Here is a 21,215-nt window from a genome sequence, read left to right as displayed (position 1 = left end):
CGTCGCATTTGCCTTGTGACGTACGGTCCGCGCCTGATTGGGCCGTAATGCTTGGGTCAGGAAGCGGGCGTCGGCCACCGATTAACGTCTGAACAACTCTACAGATAATCTTGAATGGCGTCGGACTGCTCGGCGCCGCCTGGCTCCCCGGCCTTGAGGAGGCAGGTACGGGACCAGCCTTAAGGAACCATTGTGGCTTTGAAAGCCCCCGCTGCCAGCGGCAGCCCAACCACCTCGCCGAAATTGCGGTGGCTGGCCGCGGCTGGCGTGATCGCCGTCGTCGTGGTGCTGGTGGCGACGGCCTACGGCAGGGGGACCTTGCCGGCCGAAACCCGGGATCCCGGCGCCTTGGTCCGATGGGGCTACGGCGTGGCCCAGACCGTGCAGAATGTTGCAGCGGCGGCCACCATTGGTGCCTTGGTTTTCGTGGCCTTCATTGTGCCGCCGGTGATGCCGGGGCGCAGGGGCAGCCGATCCGGGTCCCGCACACCGGACATCTCGTCGGCGGGGGTTGCAGCCGCTGATGAGCATCCGGCCTTCAGTCGGATCATGGCGCTGGCCTCGGTGGCGAGCCTGGTTTGGACTCTCTCGGCCTTGACGGTGCTGGTGTTTAGTTTCGCCGATATTGCGGGCGTTCCGGTTTCGGGCAGTCGCGAGTTTGCCGCCCAGATTGTCTCCTACATCACTGAGCTTCCCAACGGTGCGGCTTGGCTGTGGGTCGTCATCATCGCCGCGGTCGTGGCCACCCTGACCTTTGGCGTCCGCTCCAGCGCAGGCCTGGCCACCGCAGCCCTCCTCGCGGTTGGCGGCCTGGTGCCGGTGGTGCTGATCGGCCACGCCGCCGGCGGCAACGATCACGAGCAGGCCATCAACTCCCTGGGTCTGCACCTGGTGGGAGTTTGCCTGTGGCTGGGTGGTCTCATCGCACTGGCCGTGGGCGGAACGGCCTTTGGCAAAGACACCGCCGAAGTCCTCAAACGGTTTTCCACCTTGGCTGGCTTCGCCTTTGTCCTCGTTGTGGCCTCGGGAATCATCAATGCCACGATCCGCATCGAGCTCCCGGCCGGCCTTGCCTCCCCCTACGGGGTACTGCTCATGGCGAAGACGACGGCGGCCATCGCTTTGGGGGCCATCGGGTACCTGCACAGGAAACGGCTTATTCCCGCCCTCAGCGTGAAGAACCGGACCGGGCAGGCCAACCGGCTGCTGTGGCGTTTCATTGTGGTTGAGCTGCTGATCATGGGCGCCGTCAGTGGGCTCGCAGCCGCACTGAGCCGGACCCCGCCACCAGCCGGGGAAGACATCCGGCCGGCCCTGACGCCCGCGGAGATCCTCACCGGATACCTCCTGCCGCCGGAACTGACGCCCGAACGCTGGTTCACCATCTGGCGGCCGGACTGGCTCTGGATCGCCTTCGCGGTGTTCGCCGCGTACCTTTATTTGCGCGCCGCGCAGCATCTGCGGCGCCGCGGGGACAGTTGGCCGTGGATCCGCAGCGTTGCCTGGCTCGTGGGCCTGGCAGCGCTGGTGTTCTTCACCTCGGGCGGACCGTCCGTATATGGGCGGATACTGTTCAGCGCACACATGCTTGACCACATGGCCCTGACCATGATCGTGCCGGTATTCCTGGTCCTGGGCGCACCGGTCACCCTGGCACTGCGGACCCTGGCGCCCCGCCGGGATGGCTCGCGGGGTCCACGGGAATGGGTCATGATTCTCATTCACTCCCGGGCGGCCGCGGTTGTGACCCATCCCTTGTTCGTGGCCGCCAATTTCGCCGGCTCCATCGTCCTGTTCTATTACTCCGATGCATTCGGGTTCGCCCTCAAAGAACACGTCGGCCACGAACTCATGACCGTCCACTTCGTGATCACCGGCTACCTGTTCGTCCTGTCGATGATCGGAACAGACCCCGTTCCGCGCCGCGCACCATACCCTCTTCGGTTGTTGCTCCTTCTTGCCACCATGGCCTTCCACGCCTTCTTCGGCGTCACGCTGATGGGGTCAACCACCCTGATCCAACCCGAGTGGTTCACCGAACTGGGACGCGAATGGGGCGCCCCGCCCTTGGAAGACCAACAGATGGCCGGTGCCATCACCTGGGGCATTGGCGAAGTCCCGACCCTGCTGATTGCCATTGGCGTGGCCATCATGTGGTCACGTTCGGACGCTCGCGAAACGCGGCGCGTCGACAGGGCAGCGGCCCGCAACAACGATGCCGACCTGGACGCCTACAACGCCATGCTCACTCAACTGGAAGAACGCGACACCAGAAGCCGTAACCACGACAGAAACGGCTAGCCAGGTATGCAAACACAACCGGTACAGATATTCCTGAATTCAAGACAGCCTGTAATATGACGGGTATGCGCATACTGCCCACGATTGATGTTTTGGCCAGGTTCGGGAAAGCCCTCGCGGATCCAACCCGGGCTGCGGTCCTGCTGCAACTCAAGGACGGTCCGGCATTCCCTTCGGACCTGGCTGAGAGCATCGGAGTCAGCCGCCAGATTCTCTCCAACCATCTGGCCTGCCTGCGGGACTGCGGCTTGGTGGCCGCGGAGCCGGCCGGACGCCGGGTCCGTTACGAACTCGCCGACGCTAAACTGGCCCACGCGCTGAATGACCTGCTGGGCACCATCCTGACCGTTGACACCATCTGCGGCTCCGGCGAGCCCGGGCATAACCAGGACACCACCACACGATCGTTCTCTTCTGACAACATTTTGGAGGTCCGCTCATGAGCGGTCACGGGCACGACCACGCCGCCGAGGCCACTGCCAGGCGCGGCAAACTCATCGCGGTCTTTGCCATCACGTTCACGGTGATGATTGCCGAGATCATCGGTTCTGCACTGACCGGCAGCCTTGCCCTGCTGGCAGACGCCGGCCACATGTTCACCGACTCGGCCGGACTACTGATCGCACTCATTGCCGCATCGCTCGCGTTGAAACCGGCAACCTTGACGCGTACATGGGGCTACAAGCGCGCCGAAATCATCGCCGCCGCCGGTCAGGCCGCGCTACTACTGGCAGTCGGCGGCTTCGTCATCGTCGAAGGCATCCGGCGGCTCTTCGAGCCCCCGGAAATCGGGGAATCGACAATGCTCTGGTTCGGCATCATTGGCCTGGCCGGCAATGTTATCGGCCTGCTCATCCTCGCCTCCGGTCGGAACCACAACTTCAATATGAAGGCAGCATTCCTGGAGGTCCTCAACGACGCCCTCGGGTCCGTAGCCGTCATCGCTGCCGCCATCATCATCGCTCTGACCGGATGGCTTCAGGCCGACGCTCTGGTGTCCTTGCTGATCGGCGTCCTGATCATCCCCCGCACGCTTAAACTTCTCCGCGACACCGTGAACGTGCTGATGGAATCCACGCCCAAGGGCCTGGACCTGGCCAAGGTGCGTGAGCACATCCTGGCCTTGCCGCACGTTATCGATGTGCACGACCTTCATGCCTCACTCGTGGCCTCCGGAACCCCGGTCCTGTCAGCCCACGTCACTGTCGAGGATAACTGCATGACCGACGGGCATGCCGCCAGTATTCTGGCGTACCTGCAGGACTGCGTGGCCCAGCACTTCGACATCAGCGTCGAACACTCCACCTTCCAGATCGAACCCGCCTCCCACCGCGACCAGGAAAGCATCCACCACTGATGACACAGACCAAAACGCCTCCCCCTCCCATGGACACAGCCAAGAAAGCCAGGGTCTTCATCTGGGTCTTGCTGGCCGTCCTCGTCGCCGTCGGGGTGATCTGGTACACCGTGTTCACACTGAACAAACCCTCCCCGGCCGCCCCGACACCAGTTGCGTCCGCAGAAGCCCAACTGGTCCGCGACGACAGCCACCGCGTCACCTCTCCAACCACGGAAAAGGCCCAGCTAGTGGAATTCCTGGACTTCGAATGCGAGGCCTGCCTTGCAGCACAGCCTTTGGTGGAGGAACTGAAGAAGGAATTCGGTGACCGGATCACCTTCGTCAACCGGTACTTCCCCCTGCCCTCGCACCGTAACTCAGCCACCGCAGCCCTCGCCGTGGAAGCCGCCGCCCAGCAGGGCAAGTACGAGCAAATGTATGCCAAAATGTTCGAAACCCAGCCGCAGTGGGGCGAGAAGACCGAGTCCCAGGCACCCCTGTTCCGCACTTTCGCCCAAGAGCTCGGACTGGACCTGGCCGCCTATGACGCCGCCGTGGCCGATGACAAGACCAAGGAGCGAATCAAGAAGGATATCGCCGACGGCACGGCTCTCGGGGTCAAGGGAACTCCGACGTTCTTCCTCAACGGCGAAATGCTGACCTTGGAAACCGAAGAACAATTCCGGCAGTTGCTCGCAGACGCCGCAAAATAGCGGCCAGCAGCACGGGTATACCGGGCATTATTGCCCTAAAATCAGCATTCTACATAACGTAGAACCATAGTTTCCCTGGAAGGAGTGGTGCGCGATGACTTCTATGCGTGCACCATTCCGCCTCCCCAGGGCCGCAGCCGTTGCGCTGGTGGTCCTGACATTGGCGGCCGCAGCGCATGTGCTGGCCGGCGGTGAACTCCCGGCCTTTTCGGTGATGACCGCCCTGACAGCTGTCGTTGCCCTGTCGGCAGTGGTGTTGTCGGGCAGGAAAATGACGGCCCCAATCCTGGCCGCATATCTCGGCATTGGTCAGGCGGCGCTGCATCTGGCGTTTTCAGCGTCGTCCGGCCCGGGCTCGCCCTTGGCCGGTGGCGCCCATCACGGAGGGCTGCCGGGCAGCAGCGGAGCCGTTGCCGCCGGGGCCCCGTATGACCATTTGAGCGCAGATGCCAGCTTGGGGATGCTCGGCTTGCATGTGGCCGCGGTCTTCATTATGGCGCTTTTGATGGCGCGAGGAGAGTCTGCGCTGTGGGCCTTGGCGGCCTGGCTGCGGCCCTTGATTGAAACGATTGAGTCCTCTTCAATCCCGGCCCGCCGCTATGTTCCTGTCACTGCGTCCGCAGATCCCGCTCCGCGCTGGAAAGATTCGGTCCGGCCGCCCGTACGGGGACCTCCGCTGCAGGGCCCCGCCGACGCGTACTGAGCCTGCGTTTCAGGACGTCCCGGCGCTGCCCGGTCATCTTCTACTCCAGCAGAATTGCAGAATCCCATCATGAAACCCCGTAATCCCCGAGGCCTCCGCCTCCGGCTGGCAATCGCAGTCGCCTTGCTGATCCCGGCCTTCGCCGCCACGCCCGCGCTGGCCCATGACGCTTTGGAATCCACCGTGCCGGCGAAGGACACCACGGTCACTGCAGCCCCTGGCAGCGTGTCCCTGACACTCTCGGAGCCTCCTCTGGACACAGAGCAGCTGAACCTGAGCGTCATCACCGTCACCGATGAGACGGGCAAGACCCTCAGTGACGGCAAGGTCACGGTAGAGGGCCCGACCATTTCCACCGCGATCACCGCGGGGGTAAATGGCGTCTATAAGGTCCTCTGGCGCACAGTTTCCTCCGACGGACACCCTATCGAAGGCAACTACTCCTTTACCGTTCAGGATCCTGCCCAGGCCGTTGTCGCCACACCATCAACGACGCCGACCACGGCCGCGGAAACGTCTACCCGCACCCCTGCGCCGGCGGCACAAACGGCACCCGAGCAGATTAAGCCTGACGACAGCAACGCGCCCGTAACCGTAGGCATTGCCGCGGCCATCCTTGCTGTCGTTGCCGCGGTGTTCTTCATCGCGCGCCGGCGCAGGGATAAGGGCGCGGGAGTCTAGCCGAACCGCACGAGCCATCTGAGGGCTCGCCCGTGGGCTTCGGGCAACTAACCCGAAGCCCACGGAAAGGTGTGTGCTATAACCCCCCGGCAGAAGCGCGCCGATCGGCCAGGAACCGTGAAATCCACCCCGCGATTGTAGCCAAGACCATAACTCCCAGTGCCACTAATCCTAAGTAAAACAACAGGTTCGGCAGGCCGGACGGTGCCGAGGTGCCGTCCACGGCAGCCATGATGCTCAGCCAGTACCCGACCGTGGCGATCACCCACAGACCACCGGCCGCCGCTGCCAGCCATGACCAGCGGGAAAACCACACCGGCTCCCGCCGATAGGACAAAGCCACAGCCACGGCGACGGCCCCCGCAACTGCCACCAACTGCAGACCGAAGAGATACGGACCGGCAACCAGCCCTACAGGAATGCAGAGTCCTCCTATGAGCACGAGGCGACGGGCTCCAACCGGCATCTTGGCGGCCTCCGCCGGTGCCGAGGGTGGACTCGCTTCGGTATTGGAAATCATCAGGTTACGGGGCTCCTCAAGAACGGGTGCTGCGGTTCAACCGCAGGAACAATATATGAGCATACTTTCATATGTTCCGGAGGTTGATTCCGGCGTCGCCGCAGCGGCGTGAAAAGACTGGAAGGTCTGAACACGAATCGGGGCGGAGGCCAGGCTTGAGACTGGCAAGCAGGGACCGCGCGGTAAGTGCGGTCCCATTTCGCAATGGGCGTGCCCACTCCAGGAGTTCTCACCGGACCACACTCGGCGACCACGCATGTTCGATGAACAGGCTGGGTTGGGACGCGGGGTCGGTGGGCAGCTTCCAGATGTTGCTGTCACCTTCAGCGGCTTCGTCAGCCAGACCGTAGAGCAGGGTCTGATTATCCAGCCACTCAATCTGGTCATCCACGCTGCGCTTCTCCGAGAGCACGGTTTCAGTGCTGGTTGCCAGGTCAAGCAGCGCCACGTTCCAATGCGCGGCCAAAGGCCCGCCGACGTTCTTCTTATATGCGATCCTTGTGCCGTCCGGCGACACCGACGGGCACTCAACGTTGTCGCGAACGGCTGTCAGCGTCCTGGCAGCGATGCTCCCACGGACCAACCAGATCCGTCCGGACGATGCGGCCGTGGCGTAGAAGGCATCACTCTGACCGGGGACGAAGGTTACACCCCAAATGTTCCTGTCTGCTGCCAGTAATCGTTCGCCGTTCACCACGAGCGCGAACTCCTCCAGGTTGCCCGGACCACCCGAGGGCAGGCTGATCTCCGTGGCTGTGGAAAACCCTGCCGACGTATAAGAATGGCCCGACACGAAAACCGTCGTTGAAATCATGGACCCATCCGGGCTTACGCGTGTCCGGCTCGGAATACCGGGGATCGGCCAAGCACGCTCTTGCTGCCAATTTCGGTCCAAAACTGCGGCCTCAAACGTCGTCACAAGACCGCGTTTCGTCCTCAAGCAAACAACTTCTTCTGCAGTACCGTAGACCCGGTCGCAGGCCTGCTCACTCACGGCACGGGTACCATCCGGCGCGGACAGCAGCACGGTCGCCGCATTCCCATACCCCTGCCCACCCGCGGTATTGCGGAACAAAACGAAAGGTGTGTCCGGGAGCGGCTGCCCCGCTATGACGCCCACAACTGACGCCGCGGTCCGACTCTCCTCAAAACGCTGATACGCGCCGACCGCATAGATCATGGCTCCTGCAAGAACCAGGGCAGTAACGACCAGAAGGATCGCCCAACGAGGTTTGCCACGCGCCATGGCGCTGCTCATCGGCCAGCCAGTCCAAGTCCAAGTCCAAGCCCGCCCCCGGCGGGATGCAGCCGAAGACGGCCGATGGGGACCGCGTCATCATATGCCTTACCCGGGCCAACACGTCCCGGGTCCAGCAAACTGAACCGGGCGAAGGCCCCAACTCCCCCGATGTGTGTCAACGGCAACAATCCAAGATCCTCGGCCATACCTGATTCTCACAGACAACACCCGGTCTGTCTCTGTCCGCACCCCATTTGACGCCTCCAGGGAGGCAGCCGCCGGTTTTTTGGTGCTGGCATTCATGCTCCAACTCGGCCAGAACGCCAACCGCCGTGGTCGCTATCCACTGAGGGGCCCGATGGAAACATGGCTGAATGTTTACTTCACGGTGACCATTACCGATGGCCATGCAAGACCTCGCGGCAAACTACGCTGGTCACATGGGCACTCTTTCCACTAAGGCGACTTTGTACAGGTTCACTGCCTTGGATGCCATTGCCGTGGCTATATATTTTGGCTTTACAGCCTACTTCCTGACCTCAGGACAGGCGCTCGAGCGGCTGATGCTTGACCTGTTTATCGATCCGGCCACAGCGAGCTATGCCGTCAACGCGATCTTCTATGTCGGCGTCGGAATATTTGCAGTGGCGTCGGCTTGGCGCGTGGTGGGCCGCGATCTCAGAATCCTGGGAACCCGCCCGTGGTTCACGCTGGCCACGGTCCCGCTTGCCATCGTGGTGATGCTGATTCTGACAGCTATTCTGGTGGCGGCCTTCGGGACCGCCCAAAGCTCCCAGAACCAGTTGGGTATCCAAGGCATGCTGCAACAGGTGCCGGCGTGGCTCATGGTGCCGTTGTTGGTGATTCTGGGACCGTTCGTGGAGGAGTATCTTTTTCGGCATCTCTTGATCGGCAAGTTGTCGCAGCATCTGAACATCTGGGTCTGCTGCGTGATCTCCGTGGTGGTGTTCGCCTCGATCCATTTAGTGGGCCGCGAAGGACTCGCTCTCCCTGCACTGGCTCCGTACCTGGGGATGGCCGTGGTGCTGGTGGCCGTATACGTCTGGACGGGGAAGAACCTGATGTTCTCCTACTTTGTCCATGCCGCCAAGAACCTCATGGCCGTTGTCCTGATCTACGCAGTCCCACCCGAGCTGCTCCCCAACTAGGTTCCGCTTAAGCACGTTCACGGAAAGTGACCGCGAAGACCTACCCTGCCGCCCGCCGTCAGGAATAGCTTGTTAGTTATGACGCTGAACATTCAGGTAGTAGTCGATCGCAAGAAGCCACACGACCTCGCCGACTGGTGGGCCCAGACCCTCGGGTGGAGCGTGGAGCCGCAGGACGAGGCGTTCATCCGGTCCATGATCGAGCAGGGCAATGCCACCGAGGAGCAGACGATCACCCACAACGGCAAGCTGGCATGGGCCGAAGGTTGCGCGATCGTACCCGCCGAAGACACCGATCCCAAGACCGGCCGGCGCATCCTGTTCCAAACGGATCCCAACGAAAAGTCCGTCAAAAACCGGGTGCACTGGGACGTCAGGCTGGACGGCCGGGACAAGGACGACGTGCGGAAACAGCTTGAGGCGCGCGGCGCCAAGCACCTGTGGACCGCCAATCAAGGACCTCACGGATGGCACACCATGGCGGACCCTGAGGGCAACGAGTTCTGCATCAGCTAAGGCCATTACTAGACTCGGAGTGTGAACAACCAACTCCCTGCCAAGGTTTCCGACGTCTTTGACCCCTCGCGCTGGCGCGCAGTTTCCGGCTTCGACGACTTCAAGGACATGACCTACCACCGGCAGGTGGAGCGCTCATCGGACGGCACAGTCAAGGACCTCCCCACGGTCCGCATCGCCTTCAACCGCCCCGAGGTCCGCAACGCGTTCCGCCCGGGTACCGTGGACGAGCTCTACCGGGCCATGGACCATGCCCGAATGACGCCGGATGTGGCCACGGTCCTGCTCACGGGCAACGGTCCGTCAGCGAAAGACGGCGGGCACTCCTTCTGCTCCGGCGGCGACCAGCGGATCCGGGGCCGGGATGGCTACAGGTACGCCGAGGGCGACACCCAAGAGACCATCGACCCCGCCCGCGCCGGACGCCTGCACATCCTGGAAGTCCAGCGGCTCATGCGGACCATGCCCAAGGTGGTGATCGCCGTCGTCAATGGTTGGGCTGCAGGCGGCGGGCACTCACTCCACGTGGTCAGCGACCTCACCATCGCCTCGCGCGAGCATGGCAAGTTCAAGCAGACGGACGCCACGGTGGGAAGTTTCGACGCCGGATACGGCTCTGCGCTGTTGGCCCGCCAGATCGGGCAGAAAGCCGCGCGGGAAATCTTCTTCCTTGCACGCGAATATTCCGCCGAGGACATGGTGAAGATGGGTGCGGTCAACGAGGCAGTCGACCACGAGCACCTCGAAGAAGTAGCTTTGGAATACGCCGCGGACATCGCCCGCCAGTCCCCGCAGGCCATCCGTATGCTCAAATTCGCTTTCAACCTCGCTGATGACGGCCTCGCCGGGCAGCAGGTCTTCGCCGGCGAAGCCACCCGTCTCGCGTACATGACTGACGAGGCCGTTGAGGGCAAAGAAGCGTTCCTCCAAAAGCGCGACCCGGACTGGTCCAACTTCCCCTACTACTTCTAGGACTCCCCTGTGGACATCGATCCCGTACTGAAAGCCCTCATGGCCGCCCTCCACGGTGAGGGCCCCGCCGTCGAAATCGTCCTGGACGAAAACGGTGCGCCACAGGCGGTTCCGGTAGAGACCGGCGTCGAAGATGCAGCGGTGGTAGTCCGAACCTCTGGTTCCACGGGGACACCCAAGGCCACCGTGCTGACCGTCGAGGCCCTCGCGGCGTCGTCCATCTCCACTGCCATGGCCCTGCGCGGCGAAGGCCAGTGGCTGCTGGCGCTTCCCTTGCAGTATGTGGCGGGCGTGCAGGTGCTGGTCCGCTCGCTCTATGCAGGCACGCGTCCCTGGGTCATGGACCAATCGAACGGCTTCACGCCAGAGGCCTTCACGGCCGCCGCCGAGGAACTGACGGACAAGATCCGTTTCACGTCCCTGGTGCCCACCCAGCTCCAGCGGCTTTTGGACTCCCCCGCCCCGGAAACCCTCGCCGTGCTGCGCCGCTTCAACGCCGTCCTTCTGGGCGGCGCCCCTGCTTCGCCCGAGCTCCTGGCGACCGCTCACGCCCAGGGACTGAACGTTGTAACCACCTACGGATCAGCCGAGACGTCCGGCGGGTGCGTTTATGACGGCGAGCCGCTGGACGGCGTCGAGGTCCGGATCGGCGAGGGCGAGCTGGAAGGCCGCATCCTGCTGGGTGGCGACACCGTGGCTGCCGGCTACCTGGATTCCGCCCGCGCCTCAAAGGCAGCATTCTTCGAGGAAGACGGCGTCCGCTGGTACGTCACCGGTGATCTGGGCGAGATGTCCGACGACGGCAAGCTCACCGTGCTGGGCCGCGCCGACGACGTGATCATTACCGGAGGCGTCAAGGCCTCGGCCGCTTTCATCCAACGCAAGCTCGAAGAGCTCGACGGCGTGACCGCGGCTTTCGTCACCGGCGTCCCCTCACGGGAATGGGGCCAGGCCGTGGCGGCCTACGTTGCCGTGACTGATCCGTCGCCCGAGGGCCTGAAGGGTTTCACCGCGCGCCGTGAGGAAGCACTGGGTGTTCTGGCACCCAAGACGGTGCTGGCTGATAAGAAATTGCCAATGCTTCCCAACGGAAAACCGGACCGCATGGCAATGATTGACCTGCTTTCCAATCTGCATCAGGGACAATAGGTAAGTTCTCCCCTCCAATCCCCTGACTAAGATCAATTCGCGAAATACACGAGGTACTACACGTGGCGACAGCTGCACAATGGATTCAAGGAGCCCGGCTCCGCACACTGCCCGCAGCCATCGCGCCGGTCCTTATCGGTTCGGCAGCGGCATACGAGCTTCAGGCTTTCCGGCTGCCGAACGCTATCCTGGCGGCACTTGTGGCCCTCCTGCTTCAAATTGGCGTGAACTACGCCAACGATTATTCCGATGGCATCCGCGGCACCGATGAGGACCGTGTGGGGCCCCTCCGTTTGGTGGGTTCCGGCGCCGCGAAGCCCGAGCAGGTGAAGTGGGCTGCGTTTGCGCTGTTCGGAGCGGCAATGATTTGCGGCCTGATCCTGGTGATCATTACCCAGACGTGGTGGCTGATCCTGGTAGGTATCGGCTGCGTCCTGGCGGCTTGGGGTTACACCGGCGGCAAGAACCCCTACGGCTACCTGGGCTTGGGTGACGTCTTCGTCTTCGTCTTCTTCGGACTCGTGGCCACCCTTGGAACCACCTACACCCAGGCGGGCCAAGTGAGCCTTGCTGCGGTCATCGGTGCGATCGGCACCGGGCTCATTGCCTGTGCACTGCTGATGGCCAACAACGTCAGGGACATCCCCACGGATGCGGCGGCAGGAAAGAGGACGTTGGCCGTCCGGCTGGGTGACCGGCACGCCCGTGAAAGCTACGTGCTGATGCTGGCCGTCGCCATCTTGCTGGTGATCGTCATGGCACCTACCAAGCCGTGGATGCTGATCGTGCTGCTACTGATTCCGGCTTGCCTGATGCCAGCCTGGCTCATGGTGAACGGCAAGAAGCGCAAGAGCCTCATTCCGGTTCTGAAGCAGACCGGAATGATCAACCTCGGCTACAGCCTGTTGTTCTCGCTGGGACTGATCCTGAGCCGCGGCTTCTGAGCCCCTGATACGAGTTTTTGTACAGCAAACGCCCCCAAGAAGCTGTCTTGGGGGCGTTTGCTGTACAAAAACTTAGACGGAACCCGGGCGTTTGTCGTTGTTCACGGCGATGTCCGGGTTTTTCTCCACCAGGCCGTCCTCGGCGGCGGCGTCTTCAACCTCACCGGCGGTACGGATGGGCTTGGCCCGCCCGGAGAAACGTTCACGCATGGCTGCCGTGGCGGCGTCGCGCTGTTTCTGGAAGAAGAGGTAGCTGATGGCGAAGGCAATAAGCCCGGCAAAGACAACCGCCAGGATCCAACCGACCCCTAAATAGGCGAACAGAACTAACAACGGCACGAACAGCACCAGACGGATGAGGGAGTATTTGAGGAAAGCCACCATCCAAGTTTAGCCGCCCCGATGGTTGCACTCTGATCACAGCCGGAAGCGGGCGCCCAGTGATTGGCTTCAGGCGACTAGACTTGGTGCATGCTCCGGGTTGTAGGCGTCGTTATAGTTCTAGTCATCTTTGTCTATGCCCTGGTGGACGTCATCCGCACGGACGGCCACCAAACACGCGGGATCTCCAAACCCGCATGGATTATTGTGATGATCCTTCTGCCCCTGCTGGGCGCACTCCTCTGGTTCATCTTCGGCCGGCCCTACGGCAAGCCAACGGCCAAGCCCGCTCGCCGCCAGCCCACCGCCCCGGACGACGACCCCGAATTCCTCCGCAATCTGGAAACCCGCCGCCGCAAGCAGGCTGAAGACGACCGCCTGAAGAAACTCAAGGCAGACCTTGAGGCCAAGGAACGCGCTCTGGGCGACACGCCATCCGATGGCAGCGGGGATGCCAAAAACAACGGCTTCAAACCCGGCGAAGCCAAGCGCAGCGAGCCGGATCCCCATGACACGGACGAGCTGAAGTAGGCAAATATGGCCCAGCAAGCTGATGGATCACGGCAGTCATCTTCCTCCACACCATCAGTCAGCGGGCCCGCATCACCTTCGGCGCCGCCGCCACGCCCCGGCATTTCCCTGTCCACACCGCCGCCCATAGCAAGGGTGGTTCGTCCTCCCGGACCGGCACGATCCTCCCGTAGTCTGTGGATGGCCAGCTTCGTGGCCGGAATCGCGGTGGTGGTGACAGGGTTTCTTGGGCGTGATTCCCACTTCGAACGCCTGAAGGGCATCATTGCCGGCATGGTGCCCGACGGCGACGCCGAGGCAGTGGAGGGGGCAACCGCCGTCGTGTTCCTGGGGAGCCTGACCATGCTTGTGCTGGTGGTGGCCATGGAAACCGTCCTGCTGGCAGTCCTCTTCAAACGCCGCATTTGGGCTCGCTGGGCCCTTGCCCCTTTGGTCCTGCTACATGCAGTGGTCACCGTGATTACCGCCGACTTTGTAGTGGCCCCCGGCGCGGACGGTGTCCTGACGATCGTGTTACTGGCGGCTCAATTCATCCTGGCCGCGGCCGGGCTGATCCTTTTGTTCCTCCCGCCCACCACCAAGTGGCTGCTAAGCGAACGGGTTGCCTAGCGAACGGGTTGCCTCGCGAACGGCGAGTTGGCGGCCAGCATCCCTTCGCAGCTGCGGAGGACTACGCGGCAAGCTTCAAGTGCGGCCGGTTCAGTCAGCGGGTTCTCCGCAAGCAACCGCCAACGGTTCAGGCAGTTCCGAGCCGCTTCACTGATCTGCTCCGGGCTGGCCTCCGGATTCAGGTCCAACCTCAGCGGTAGCGTGCTGCCACGGCCGCCCACCAGCCGCTCAGCCTCTGCCGACTGCCCCGGGGTCAGGCTTATCCCCTCCGTCCGCAGTGTGGCGAGGAGTTTCAATTCCCGGAACTCGTGGGCGCCCGCCTGAAGCTTTTCCAAGTTGGCTTCCAAGAGCAACGCGACGTCCTTGGGCGTACTGCGCACCAGGGCTTCCAAACCCACGACGGCGGCACGCGCCTTGAGCGCCGCCGCTCGCGTTTGGAACAGGTAGGCGATGTTGTCGAGTAACTGGCCAAGTCCACTTCTCCGTGCCAGCTCATGGGCCAGTTCGGTAGGATTGCCGATGCCACCTCGAATCAGGGCGACAGCAAGGCGGATCCCGAACAGGCCGAATCTTTGCACGAGGGACGCTTTTGCTGCTTGGCCCAGCCCTTCGGGCTCGGCAGCGCGGACAAAAAGATCCGCCGACAACATGAGCCTCTCCCGATGACGCCTGTCCAATTGCGCCAACAGTTTCATGGCCTCAAAGTCCGATTGGCGCATGGTCCGCGAACTTTGCGCCAGCAGACCGGCAACCGGGACAACACCCAAAGCAAGGGGCTTAAGGTTTTGGTCCCGACTGTATCTGTCAGCGATCACCGCAGCGGAGATGAGCGAATCGATCCTGCCGGCTCCGATCTCGTCAGCCCTGGACAGAACCGCCAACGCGTTGACAGTCCCGGATTGGCCTGCGGCCGTATCCTTGAAGGATTCCAGGAAGCGGACATCGGAGGCGTGGAGATGCCGCATGAGATAGATGACGGCATCGGCCGCCATGGGAGCATCTTCGGGGAGGAGGAAGGCCTTGGACCGGCCTGAGACATCCTGTGACAACGACGCGATCCCCGGGGTATCAATCAAGGTCAGCTCCCGGAGGCTGGCAGATGGCCAATCCACCACCAGCCGCTCCACGTCCTCGGCCCGGACATCACCCAAATTGAAGACCAGCCTGCCGTCCTCGCGGGTCACAGGGAGTGCTTGTGGCTCACCAATGAACGGATGGAGCGTGATCCTGGGGGTGTGTCCATAGCGGTACCACGTGACGATCCGAGTACATTCTCCGGCGTCGGTGGGCGCAATTTCTTCCCCGATGATCGCATTGAGAAGCGTTGATTTGCCGGCCTTCACCATCCCGGCTACTGCTACACGTAAAGGCCCTTCCAGCCTGCCTTCGAGCTCATTGAGCACCGCGAGCGCCGTTGGGTCGTCATGGAAGACCTCCCTTGCTTGCCGGAGCAGGCCCGCGACTCCGTCGATGCCTGGCTCGATCATCTCGCCGGAACCGAGGATGGCGCTGTTTCGGATCGCGGGGACGGGCTGGACTGGGATACGGGATTGGGCTGGGATGCGGGCGGCCCCTCCTGCAACTGCCGGGAAGCTTTGGCCAGGGCATCCACTACCTTGAGCTGATTCCGTATCTCTTTGATTCTCCTGTCCCGCTCCACGGCATAAGTTGCGGCCGCTTTCTGCGCGGCCGCCACGGATTCCGCCAGGGAACGGTGGTGCTCCTCGGCGATCTCCGTAAAGTGGTCCCTTGTGGCCCGTTGGACCAGCCGCAGCCTGTCCTTGAGTTGCTTTCCCACTTGGAAAACAACATCGTCCACGTGCTTGCGGACCAGGACCTTGGCTTCTGATTGCCGTTGCTTGAGCCTGGCTTCCTTATCCTCCCGGTAAGCTTTCCGCCCCAGCATCAAGCCCGCTCCGACGGACAGTGGGTTGATGAGGGCCATCCCAAAGATGCCGGTCAGCAGGCCAAACATCAGCACGCCGCCGTAGGACCCGCGCATCCCTACCAGAACCTTCTGCATCGGTCCGAGGCGTCCGTCTTCCATGTCCTGGATGTCTGCCACGGGGTCCAGGACACCGCCGGTATCGGCTACTTTCAACGCGGGGAGTGCCACTTCTTCTTCTGAGAAATGATCCGCCACTTGAGTGGCCAACCACTGAGACCGTTCGCTGGTCCATACGAAAGTGTCGGATACCGCTGCCGCCGTGCTCTGTTCCAACCACTGGGTGAACTGCTCCCACACAGGCCCGGGGTCGCCTTGGTCGATGGCAATTTCGGCCTCGCGTTGGATCCTGCGCAGCCTGTCCCTCAGGTCATACTCCATGTCCGCGATGAGGTCGCCGATGCCATCATTGAGCGTTATCTGCCAACGCGCGGAGCGTTTGCGCAACGAGTCGGCGTCCTCCTTCGCCGCATTCAGCCCGGCAATCATCTGCGGAGTTCCTTCCGGATTCACCAGGGCGCCAAGCTCCGACTGCAGTGCGAGCCTGAGGTTCTCGGTGACGGATAACAGGTCATTGCTCACGGCTTTGCGTTGAATCCTGGCCGCCCCGCCCACGATGTTGTTCCGCAGGTGCGCGATCAGCGCAGGAAACCCTGATTCGGCGTTCAGCTCGGGGTCCTGCAGCCGGGCCGCGTGGAGTCGCAACTCCGAAGACACGGGAAACAGCGGAATGTCAGGAGCCACATCAGCCAGGTGCCTTTGGTCCAGCTCCGCGATCTGGCGCCAGGTCGGGTAAAGGTCAGTCTTGGACAGCACGCATATGACGTTGGGGCTGATGCGCATCGCTTGCCGCAGGAACCTCATCTCAGGCTCGGTGAATTCCTGGGAAGCATCGGAGACAAACACCATGGCATGTGCAGATGGCAGGGCGGTCAACGTGGTCAACGTGTGCGTTGAGCCCAGGCCACCAACTCCTGGCGAGTCCACGATTACCAGTCCGCCTGACAGCAGTTTACGGGGCAGGGAAACTTCGGCCGCGATGATCTTCTTAGTGTTGCCCGGATTGCCCTTTTCGGAGACATACTCTGCGAGCTGCTCCAGCTGGACCGGTTGCCGTTCCAGCATGCTGTCCGGTCCGCCGGCTTCCCCTTCGGGATCGGTGCCCTTCTGACCGGGGACCAGGACAGCTGCCGACGCCGGATCCCCCTGCCGTACGACGGTAGGGACGGAAGTTGCGATGTCATCATCAACCGGGCAGACCGGTGCGTTCACCAAGGCGTTGATCAGCTGGCTCTTGCCCTGTTTGAACTCACCCACCACCATCACGCGGACGCTCGGATCGCGCAAGCGGTTGAGGGTATTCTGCAGCCGGCGCCGGAGGTCGTTCCGGTCCCCTACCAGCGCCATGCCCTGCTCAACCAACGTGGTCATGTGTCCTGTGTCCGCCACCGTCTGTCCTTTGCTCTGCCTGTCCCGGTGCTGCCGTCTGATGCAGTGAGGCCACGAAGTGCCCGGCAGACGGTGAGCTGTCTGCCGGGCACTGCTGGGGCTTCACATCGTGTTAATTGACCCTTTCGCTGTTTGGTTCTCCTCGGTACTAGTCAATTTCCACGTCGTTCTTGGCGAGGACGATCGAGTCGTCAATGTCGTTGTATTCGACATCGAGCTCGACCTCGTTGTCGGCAATGACCGTGTTGTCCTCGACGTTGGTGTACTCGACGTCCACCTTGTTGTCCTGGATAACCGTGGAATCGTAGTTGACCTGCACGTCTTCGACGTCGATCTCCTTGGAATTGTCGATCTCCAGCTCGTTGTCCTGGATAACGGTGGAGTCGTAATTCACTTGGACGTCCTCCACGGTCACGTTGGTGGACTGATCGTTGGTGTACTCCAGGTCCACGTCGTTGTCCTTGATAATGGTGGAGTTCTCGATGTTCGTGTACTCCACGTCCACGTCGCCGACTTCCAGCTCGTTCTCAGTGTTGTAGGAATCCTTGTTGAACGAGTCGTTGTTGGTGATGGTGGTGTTGTTGGTGGTATTGGTCGTGTCGTTGGAGTTGTCCTCATTGAAGGAATCCTCAATGTCCACATCAACGTCAACGTCCGTGTTGTAGGAGTCCTTGGTCACCGAGTGATCGTCGTTGAACGAGTCCTTTACCTCGATGTCCGTGTTGCCAACCTCAACGTCACCTGGACCGGATTCATTGATATTCACCGAGTTATCCGTTGAATGGTCGTCAGTGTTGGTGGTTGTGGTCGTAGTATTGCCCGCATTGCTGACATCGTCACCTGCAGCAATGGCGCCATCACCCGAGGCAACCACAGAGTCCTGGTTGAAGAGCTGCGTGACATCGCCGTCGGCCCAGATGTTCTGGTTGACCGACTGGTCCGTGATCGTGTCGCGGTCGTCGATCGTGGTGTAGGAGTAGTTATTCACCACATGGACCAACTGCTGGACTGCATGCGCATGATCGTCCCAGTCGCCACCGCCACCGCCGCCGTTTCCGCCGCCATCGTCATCATGGCCGTCCCAGCCACCGCCACCGCCGCCGTTTCCGCCGCCATCGTCATCATCGTCATCACGGCCACCCCAGCTGCCGCCCACGCCAGTGGACGCGTCGTTGCCGCCGGTGTTGTATTCGCGGTCGAACGACGAACGGGCATTGATGGGTGCGTAGTCGAGGACCACCGGCCGGACGGCGTCGACGTCGGCCGAAGAGACGTCTCGCAGCCCCGCTGCGGCGAGCGCTGCTTCAGGATCCCGGACGAATTCTTCAGCGGCATCAGGATCGTTGAACAGGCTCATCAGGAACTGCACGAGCTGTTGTGCGAGTGTTGGCATTGGAGTGCTCCCTCAAATTCTGTGATGGATAATGGTTCGCCCGGCGCCTTTGCCGGGCTTGCATTCAACGTATTGCCGGGGCCGGGGACCGGGCATCGGGGGTGGTCCCCCTACCAGTTGCTTCCCCGTTAGGGGATTGCGTGTTTGCCCGTTAGGGGGTGGAGGGGTTGCCGCTTACGGAGGCGGGTATCCCTCCCCCAAGGCCAGTCGCAGCCGGACCAGGAGTTCGGAACGGCTCCCGGCCCCCAAACGCCGGCGCATGCGTGCCACGTGGTGCTCCGCAGTGCGGGGTGAGATGTAAATGGTTTCGCCGATTTCGCGGTAGGTCTTGCCCTCCAGGATGAGCCGAGCCACTTCACGTTCCCTGGCGCTGAGCCCGGAGGAGTCAGGAGGTCGGGGCCCGCCCCCCTTGTCCAAGACGGGCTGAGCGGGAACGGCAGTGTGAGAATCATTCGGCTGCTCTGAAGCTCCCGGAGGCGGGGCTGAACCTTGAGGGTGGATGTCCCTGGCGCAGGCCAGCAGTTTCGCCATGTCACGTCGTTCATCCGCATGCGCGGCGGCATGGCCCGCCAGGCGCGCGCCCTCCCAAGGCATGCCGACGGCGGCCAAACCGCGCGCCGCTTTTTCGACGTCGGAGGCGTCAAAACGGCCGGCCAGGACAGAAACCCACGCCCTACCGCCAGCGGCGAGCACGGATGCCAAATGGCTATGCTCCGAGGCGCGCACCAGTGCTGACGCGTGCGGTGCAAGCCCTGCAGGGTCCTCGCTCAGCAAGGCCGCCTGCACGGCCGCCCAATGTAGTGGCACCGACCACAAGGGCGGATTTCCCAGCCTGCCCAGCACATCCCAAGCGCCCTCCAGGTAGTGCGAAACCCTCCTGGTTTCCCGCAATCGCGCAGCGCAGATCATCAGTTCTCCCCACGGAAGAAGGCTGTAGAGATCCACTGATACGTGCATCATGGCTTCGCGGGCCCTGTCCCAAGCCAGTACAAGCTCGTGTACGTCACTGCCCCGTCGGGCAAGGCCTACTTCCAAGGCAGCCAACAAGAACTCATCCCGGGGCGCCAAGGCCCAATGATTGGCTTTCACCGCCTCGTTGATGGCCAAACGGGCGTCGTCGGAGTTGTCCTGCTGCATGGCGGACCACGCGCGCAACAGGAACAGCCGGGGACGGGCTGCGTCACCGCCTTGGCCTGCAGCCAGCGCTGCTTGGAGCACAGTGTCGGAAACAGCTGGCTCCCCGCTATGAAGGGCAGATAAGGCCGCCAGCGCAGCGGGGGTTTCCGGCAAGGGGATGGAGGTGCCTGCCGCGTTCATCATGTCCGAGGCCCTGATGAGCTCGGGAAGTGCCAGTTCCGGTGCCATCTCCAAGGTTTTCCGGAGCCCCTGCTGCGTCAGGGACATCGCAACCGCCAGGAGCGTAGGCGAACCGCTCGGAGGAGCCGCGGTAACAAGCGCCTCGGCACCCCCCGGGTTTCCCGAACCGATCATGGCCACCGCTGCGAGCGGGGCAGAACCATCGATCCTGTCCGGGCCCAGCCAGCTGTAAGTATCTGCGCCTCGCGCAAGCATTCCGCGTTGCGCCCAAACGGCCGCTGCCACGTCCACTCCCAGACGAAGCTCGGGTGCTTCAGGGGTAGCGAGCAGGCGGTCCACGATCCTGCCCGCGGCGTCCAAGTCACCGCTTGCCGCCGCAGCCTGCGCACGCCTCGCCGCCTTGGCAACATCGTCTCCCCCGGCCAAGAGGGCTTCGGCGTAAAGCTCGGCGGCCAGCCGTGGGTCAAATTCCAATGCGGCGTCAGCACATCTTTCAAGCTCAGCCGCGACACGTGGGTCCTGTAAGCCACTCCTCGCCAGGTCACGAGCCAGATCCCCTAATGCCTGGCCCTCTTGGAGAGTCTTGTCCACCAGCTCCCTTTGCAGCGCCCGGATGCGGGCAGCGGGAGTTCCCTTTAGCAGGGCGTACCGCACTGTACCCACCACGGTCCCGTCCGACGACAGCAGGCCGGCGTCCTTGGCTGCGGCGATCACCGAATCCAGGCCGTCGTGGTCGCCCACGCCGTCCAGCAGGTGCTCCTGGAAGCGGTCAGGCAGGGGCGAGGAAAGGGAGAATCCCACGGACAGGGCCAGGAGCAGCTCGCGAACAGCTGAAGTCCCGGCCGCCAGCACGTAGCCCGTGTCCGGGCCCGGGGTATCGGTGACTTGGTTGAGGGGGTGATCGTCTGCTCCGGAAGGAAGGTTTCCGGGCTTATGGTCATGTCCCGTCATGGGTCAGACCGCCGAGAGCAGCGCTGGATCTGGAGTAGGACTGGTTTCCGCGGGTAAAGGCTCGGGGTCAGCGACCACCGGCGGCGTGATCTCCTGCGGCACTATTGGATCCGGCGACGCCGGCGGCTCCTGGACGAGCGTAGGCTCGGGCTGCGGCACACTTGGCTCCGTCGAAGGCTGTGGGGTGACCGGATCCGAAGGAGTGCCGGGAGGTGTTGTTGGTCCGCTCACCGGTGGTGTTGTCGGCTCTTCTGCTGGTGGTGGCGTTGTGGTTGGCGGAGGAGGCGTCGGTCCGCTCGCGGCACCCCCTGTGGGATCAGGTTGAGGGTTGCTCGGTGGCGTGGTCGCCGGAGGCGGGGTCTGAGTTCCCGGGGCTTGGGTGCTGGGGGCTT

At 62.7% G+C, this 21,215-nt stretch carries 21 protein-coding genes; 14 read left to right on the top strand and 7 right to left on the bottom strand.

The window, feature by feature from the left end:
• Positions 1–192 precede the first annotated feature (192 nt).
• From ACLRGI_RS06525 to ACLRGI_RS06500, 6 genes are all read left to right on the top strand, one after another.
• On the top strand, positions 193–2,301 hold the full coding sequence (locus tag ACLRGI_RS06525; RefSeq protein WP_419200849.1) for a bifunctional copper resistance protein CopD/cytochrome c oxidase assembly protein: 2,109 nt from the start codon (positions 193–195) through the stop codon (positions 2,299–2,301).
• A gap of 65 nt (positions 2,302–2,366) precedes the next feature.
• On the top strand, positions 2,367–2,744 hold the full coding sequence (locus tag ACLRGI_RS06520) for an ArsR/SmtB family transcription factor (protein ID WP_419200848.1): 378 nt from the start codon (positions 2,367–2,369) through the stop codon (positions 2,742–2,744).
• A complete protein-coding gene (locus tag ACLRGI_RS06515; RefSeq protein ID WP_419200847.1) occupies positions 2,741–3,658 on the top strand; it encodes a cation diffusion facilitator family transporter in 918 nt (305 codons plus the stop codon). Before ACLRGI_RS06520 ends, ACLRGI_RS06515 begins: the two co-directional genes overlap by 4 nt.
• The gene (locus tag ACLRGI_RS06510; RefSeq protein ID WP_419200846.1) at positions 3,658–4,353 is read left to right on the top strand and encodes a DsbA family protein; all 696 of its coding nucleotides are present in this window, start codon (positions 3,658–3,660) and stop codon (positions 4,351–4,353) included. The genes ACLRGI_RS06515 and ACLRGI_RS06510 overlap by 1 nt, the downstream gene beginning before the upstream one ends.
• A 94-nt stretch (positions 4,354–4,447) precedes the next feature.
• Complete coding sequence (locus ACLRGI_RS06505) at positions 4,448–5,056, top strand: hypothetical protein (protein WP_419200845.1); 609 nt, start codon at positions 4,448–4,450, stop codon at positions 5,054–5,056.
• 69 nt (positions 5,057–5,125) lie between these two features.
• Positions 5,126–5,737: a copper resistance CopC family protein gene (locus ACLRGI_RS06500; RefSeq protein ID WP_419200844.1), complete on the top strand. Its 612-nt coding sequence runs from the start codon at positions 5,126–5,128 to the stop codon at positions 5,735–5,737.
• A gap of 76 nt (positions 5,738–5,813) precedes the next feature.
• On the opposite strand, the gene ACLRGI_RS06495 is transcribed toward ACLRGI_RS06500, so the two are convergent.
• Together ACLRGI_RS06495 and ACLRGI_RS06490 are read right to left on the bottom strand one after the other, a co-directional pair.
• A complete protein-coding gene (locus ACLRGI_RS06495; RefSeq protein ID WP_419200843.1) occupies positions 5,814–6,257 on the bottom strand; it encodes a hypothetical protein in 444 nt (147 codons plus the stop codon).
• A 229-nt stretch (positions 6,258–6,486) separates the two neighbouring features.
• Positions 6,487–7,515, bottom strand: coding sequence for a TolB family protein (locus tag ACLRGI_RS06490; RefSeq protein WP_419200842.1), 1,029 nt, complete (start codon positions 7,513–7,515; stop codon positions 6,487–6,489).
• A gap of 422 nt (positions 7,516–7,937) precedes the next feature.
• Between ACLRGI_RS06490 and ACLRGI_RS06485 the strand changes: the two genes are divergently transcribed.
• The 5 genes from ACLRGI_RS06485 to ACLRGI_RS06465 all read left to right on the top strand — a co-directional run bounded on the left by ACLRGI_RS06485 (position 7,938) and on the right by ACLRGI_RS06465 (position 12,247).
• Complete coding sequence (locus tag ACLRGI_RS06485; RefSeq protein ID WP_419200841.1) at positions 7,938–8,666, top strand: CPBP family intramembrane glutamic endopeptidase; 729 nt, start codon at positions 7,938–7,940, stop codon at positions 8,664–8,666.
• A gap of 78 nt (positions 8,667–8,744) precedes the next feature.
• Complete coding sequence (locus ACLRGI_RS06480; RefSeq protein WP_419200840.1) at positions 8,745–9,182, top strand: VOC family protein; 438 nt, start codon at positions 8,745–8,747, stop codon at positions 9,180–9,182.
• A 21-nt stretch (positions 9,183–9,203) separates the two neighbouring features.
• Entirely contained in the window at positions 9,204–10,154 is a 951-nt protein-coding gene (locus ACLRGI_RS06475; protein ID WP_419200839.1) for a 1,4-dihydroxy-2-naphthoyl-CoA synthase, read from the top strand.
• 9 nt (positions 10,155–10,163) lie between these two features.
• A complete protein-coding gene (locus tag ACLRGI_RS06470; protein ID WP_419200838.1) occupies positions 10,164–11,303 on the top strand; it encodes an AMP-binding protein in 1,140 nt (379 codons plus the stop codon).
• A 62-nt stretch (positions 11,304–11,365) separates the two neighbouring features.
• Positions 11,366–12,247, top strand: coding sequence for a 1,4-dihydroxy-2-naphthoate polyprenyltransferase (locus ACLRGI_RS06465; protein WP_419200837.1), 882 nt, complete (start codon positions 11,366–11,368; stop codon positions 12,245–12,247).
• 72 nt (positions 12,248–12,319) lie between these two features.
• On the opposite strand, the gene ACLRGI_RS06460 is transcribed toward ACLRGI_RS06465, so the two are convergent.
• Positions 12,320–12,631 (bottom strand): DUF4229 domain-containing protein, encoded by a 312-nt coding sequence (locus ACLRGI_RS06460; protein ID WP_419200836.1) that lies wholly within the window; start codon positions 12,629–12,631, stop codon positions 12,320–12,322.
• An 87-nt stretch (positions 12,632–12,718) separates the two neighbouring features.
• On the opposite strand from ACLRGI_RS06460, the gene ACLRGI_RS06455 reads away from it, so the two are divergent.
• The gene (locus ACLRGI_RS06455) at positions 12,719–13,159 is read left to right on the top strand and encodes a PLDc N-terminal domain-containing protein (RefSeq protein ID WP_419200835.1); all 441 of its coding nucleotides are present in this window, start codon (positions 12,719–12,721) and stop codon (positions 13,157–13,159) included.
• A gap of 180 nt (positions 13,160–13,339) precedes the next feature.
• Positions 13,340–13,768 (top strand): hypothetical protein, encoded by a 429-nt coding sequence (locus ACLRGI_RS06450; RefSeq protein ID WP_419200834.1) that lies wholly within the window; start codon positions 13,340–13,342, stop codon positions 13,766–13,768.
• On the opposite strand, the gene ACLRGI_RS06445 is transcribed toward ACLRGI_RS06450, so the two are convergent.
• The 4 genes from ACLRGI_RS06445 to ACLRGI_RS06430 all read right to left on the bottom strand — a co-directional run bounded on the left by ACLRGI_RS06445 (position 13,765) and on the right by ACLRGI_RS06430 (position 20,823).
• Entirely contained in the window at positions 13,765–15,255 is a 1,491-nt protein-coding gene (locus ACLRGI_RS06445) for a dynamin family protein (RefSeq protein ID WP_419200832.1), read from the bottom strand. The genes ACLRGI_RS06450 and ACLRGI_RS06445 overlap by 4 nt on opposite strands.
• The gene (locus ACLRGI_RS06440) at positions 15,252–17,144 is read right to left on the bottom strand and encodes a dynamin family protein (protein ID WP_419200831.1); all 1,893 of its coding nucleotides are present in this window, start codon (positions 17,142–17,144) and stop codon (positions 15,252–15,254) included. The genes ACLRGI_RS06445 and ACLRGI_RS06440 overlap by 4 nt, the downstream gene beginning before the upstream one ends.
• 166 nt (positions 17,145–17,310) lie before the next feature.
• Positions 17,311–18,555 (bottom strand): IniB N-terminal domain-containing protein, encoded by a 1,245-nt coding sequence (locus ACLRGI_RS06435; protein ID WP_419200830.1) that lies wholly within the window; start codon positions 18,553–18,555, stop codon positions 17,311–17,313.
• Between the two features lie 174 nt (positions 18,556–18,729).
• A complete protein-coding gene (locus tag ACLRGI_RS06430; RefSeq protein ID WP_419200828.1) occupies positions 18,730–20,823 on the bottom strand; it encodes a LuxR C-terminal-related transcriptional regulator in 2,094 nt (697 codons plus the stop codon).
• A gap of 212 nt (positions 20,824–21,035) precedes the next feature.
• Between ACLRGI_RS06430 and ACLRGI_RS06425 the strand changes: the two genes are divergently transcribed.
• Positions 21,036–21,215: hypothetical protein (locus ACLRGI_RS06425; RefSeq protein WP_419200827.1), on the top strand; the 180-nt coding region annotated here is incomplete at its 3' end.

The sequence above is a fragment of the Paenarthrobacter sp. PPS72 genome, assembly GCF_048537125.1.
Lineage (GTDB): Bacteria > Actinomycetota > Actinomycetes > Actinomycetales > Micrococcaceae > Arthrobacter > Arthrobacter nitroguajacolicus_E.
This window is presented reverse-complemented; position numbering and strand designations above follow the sequence as displayed.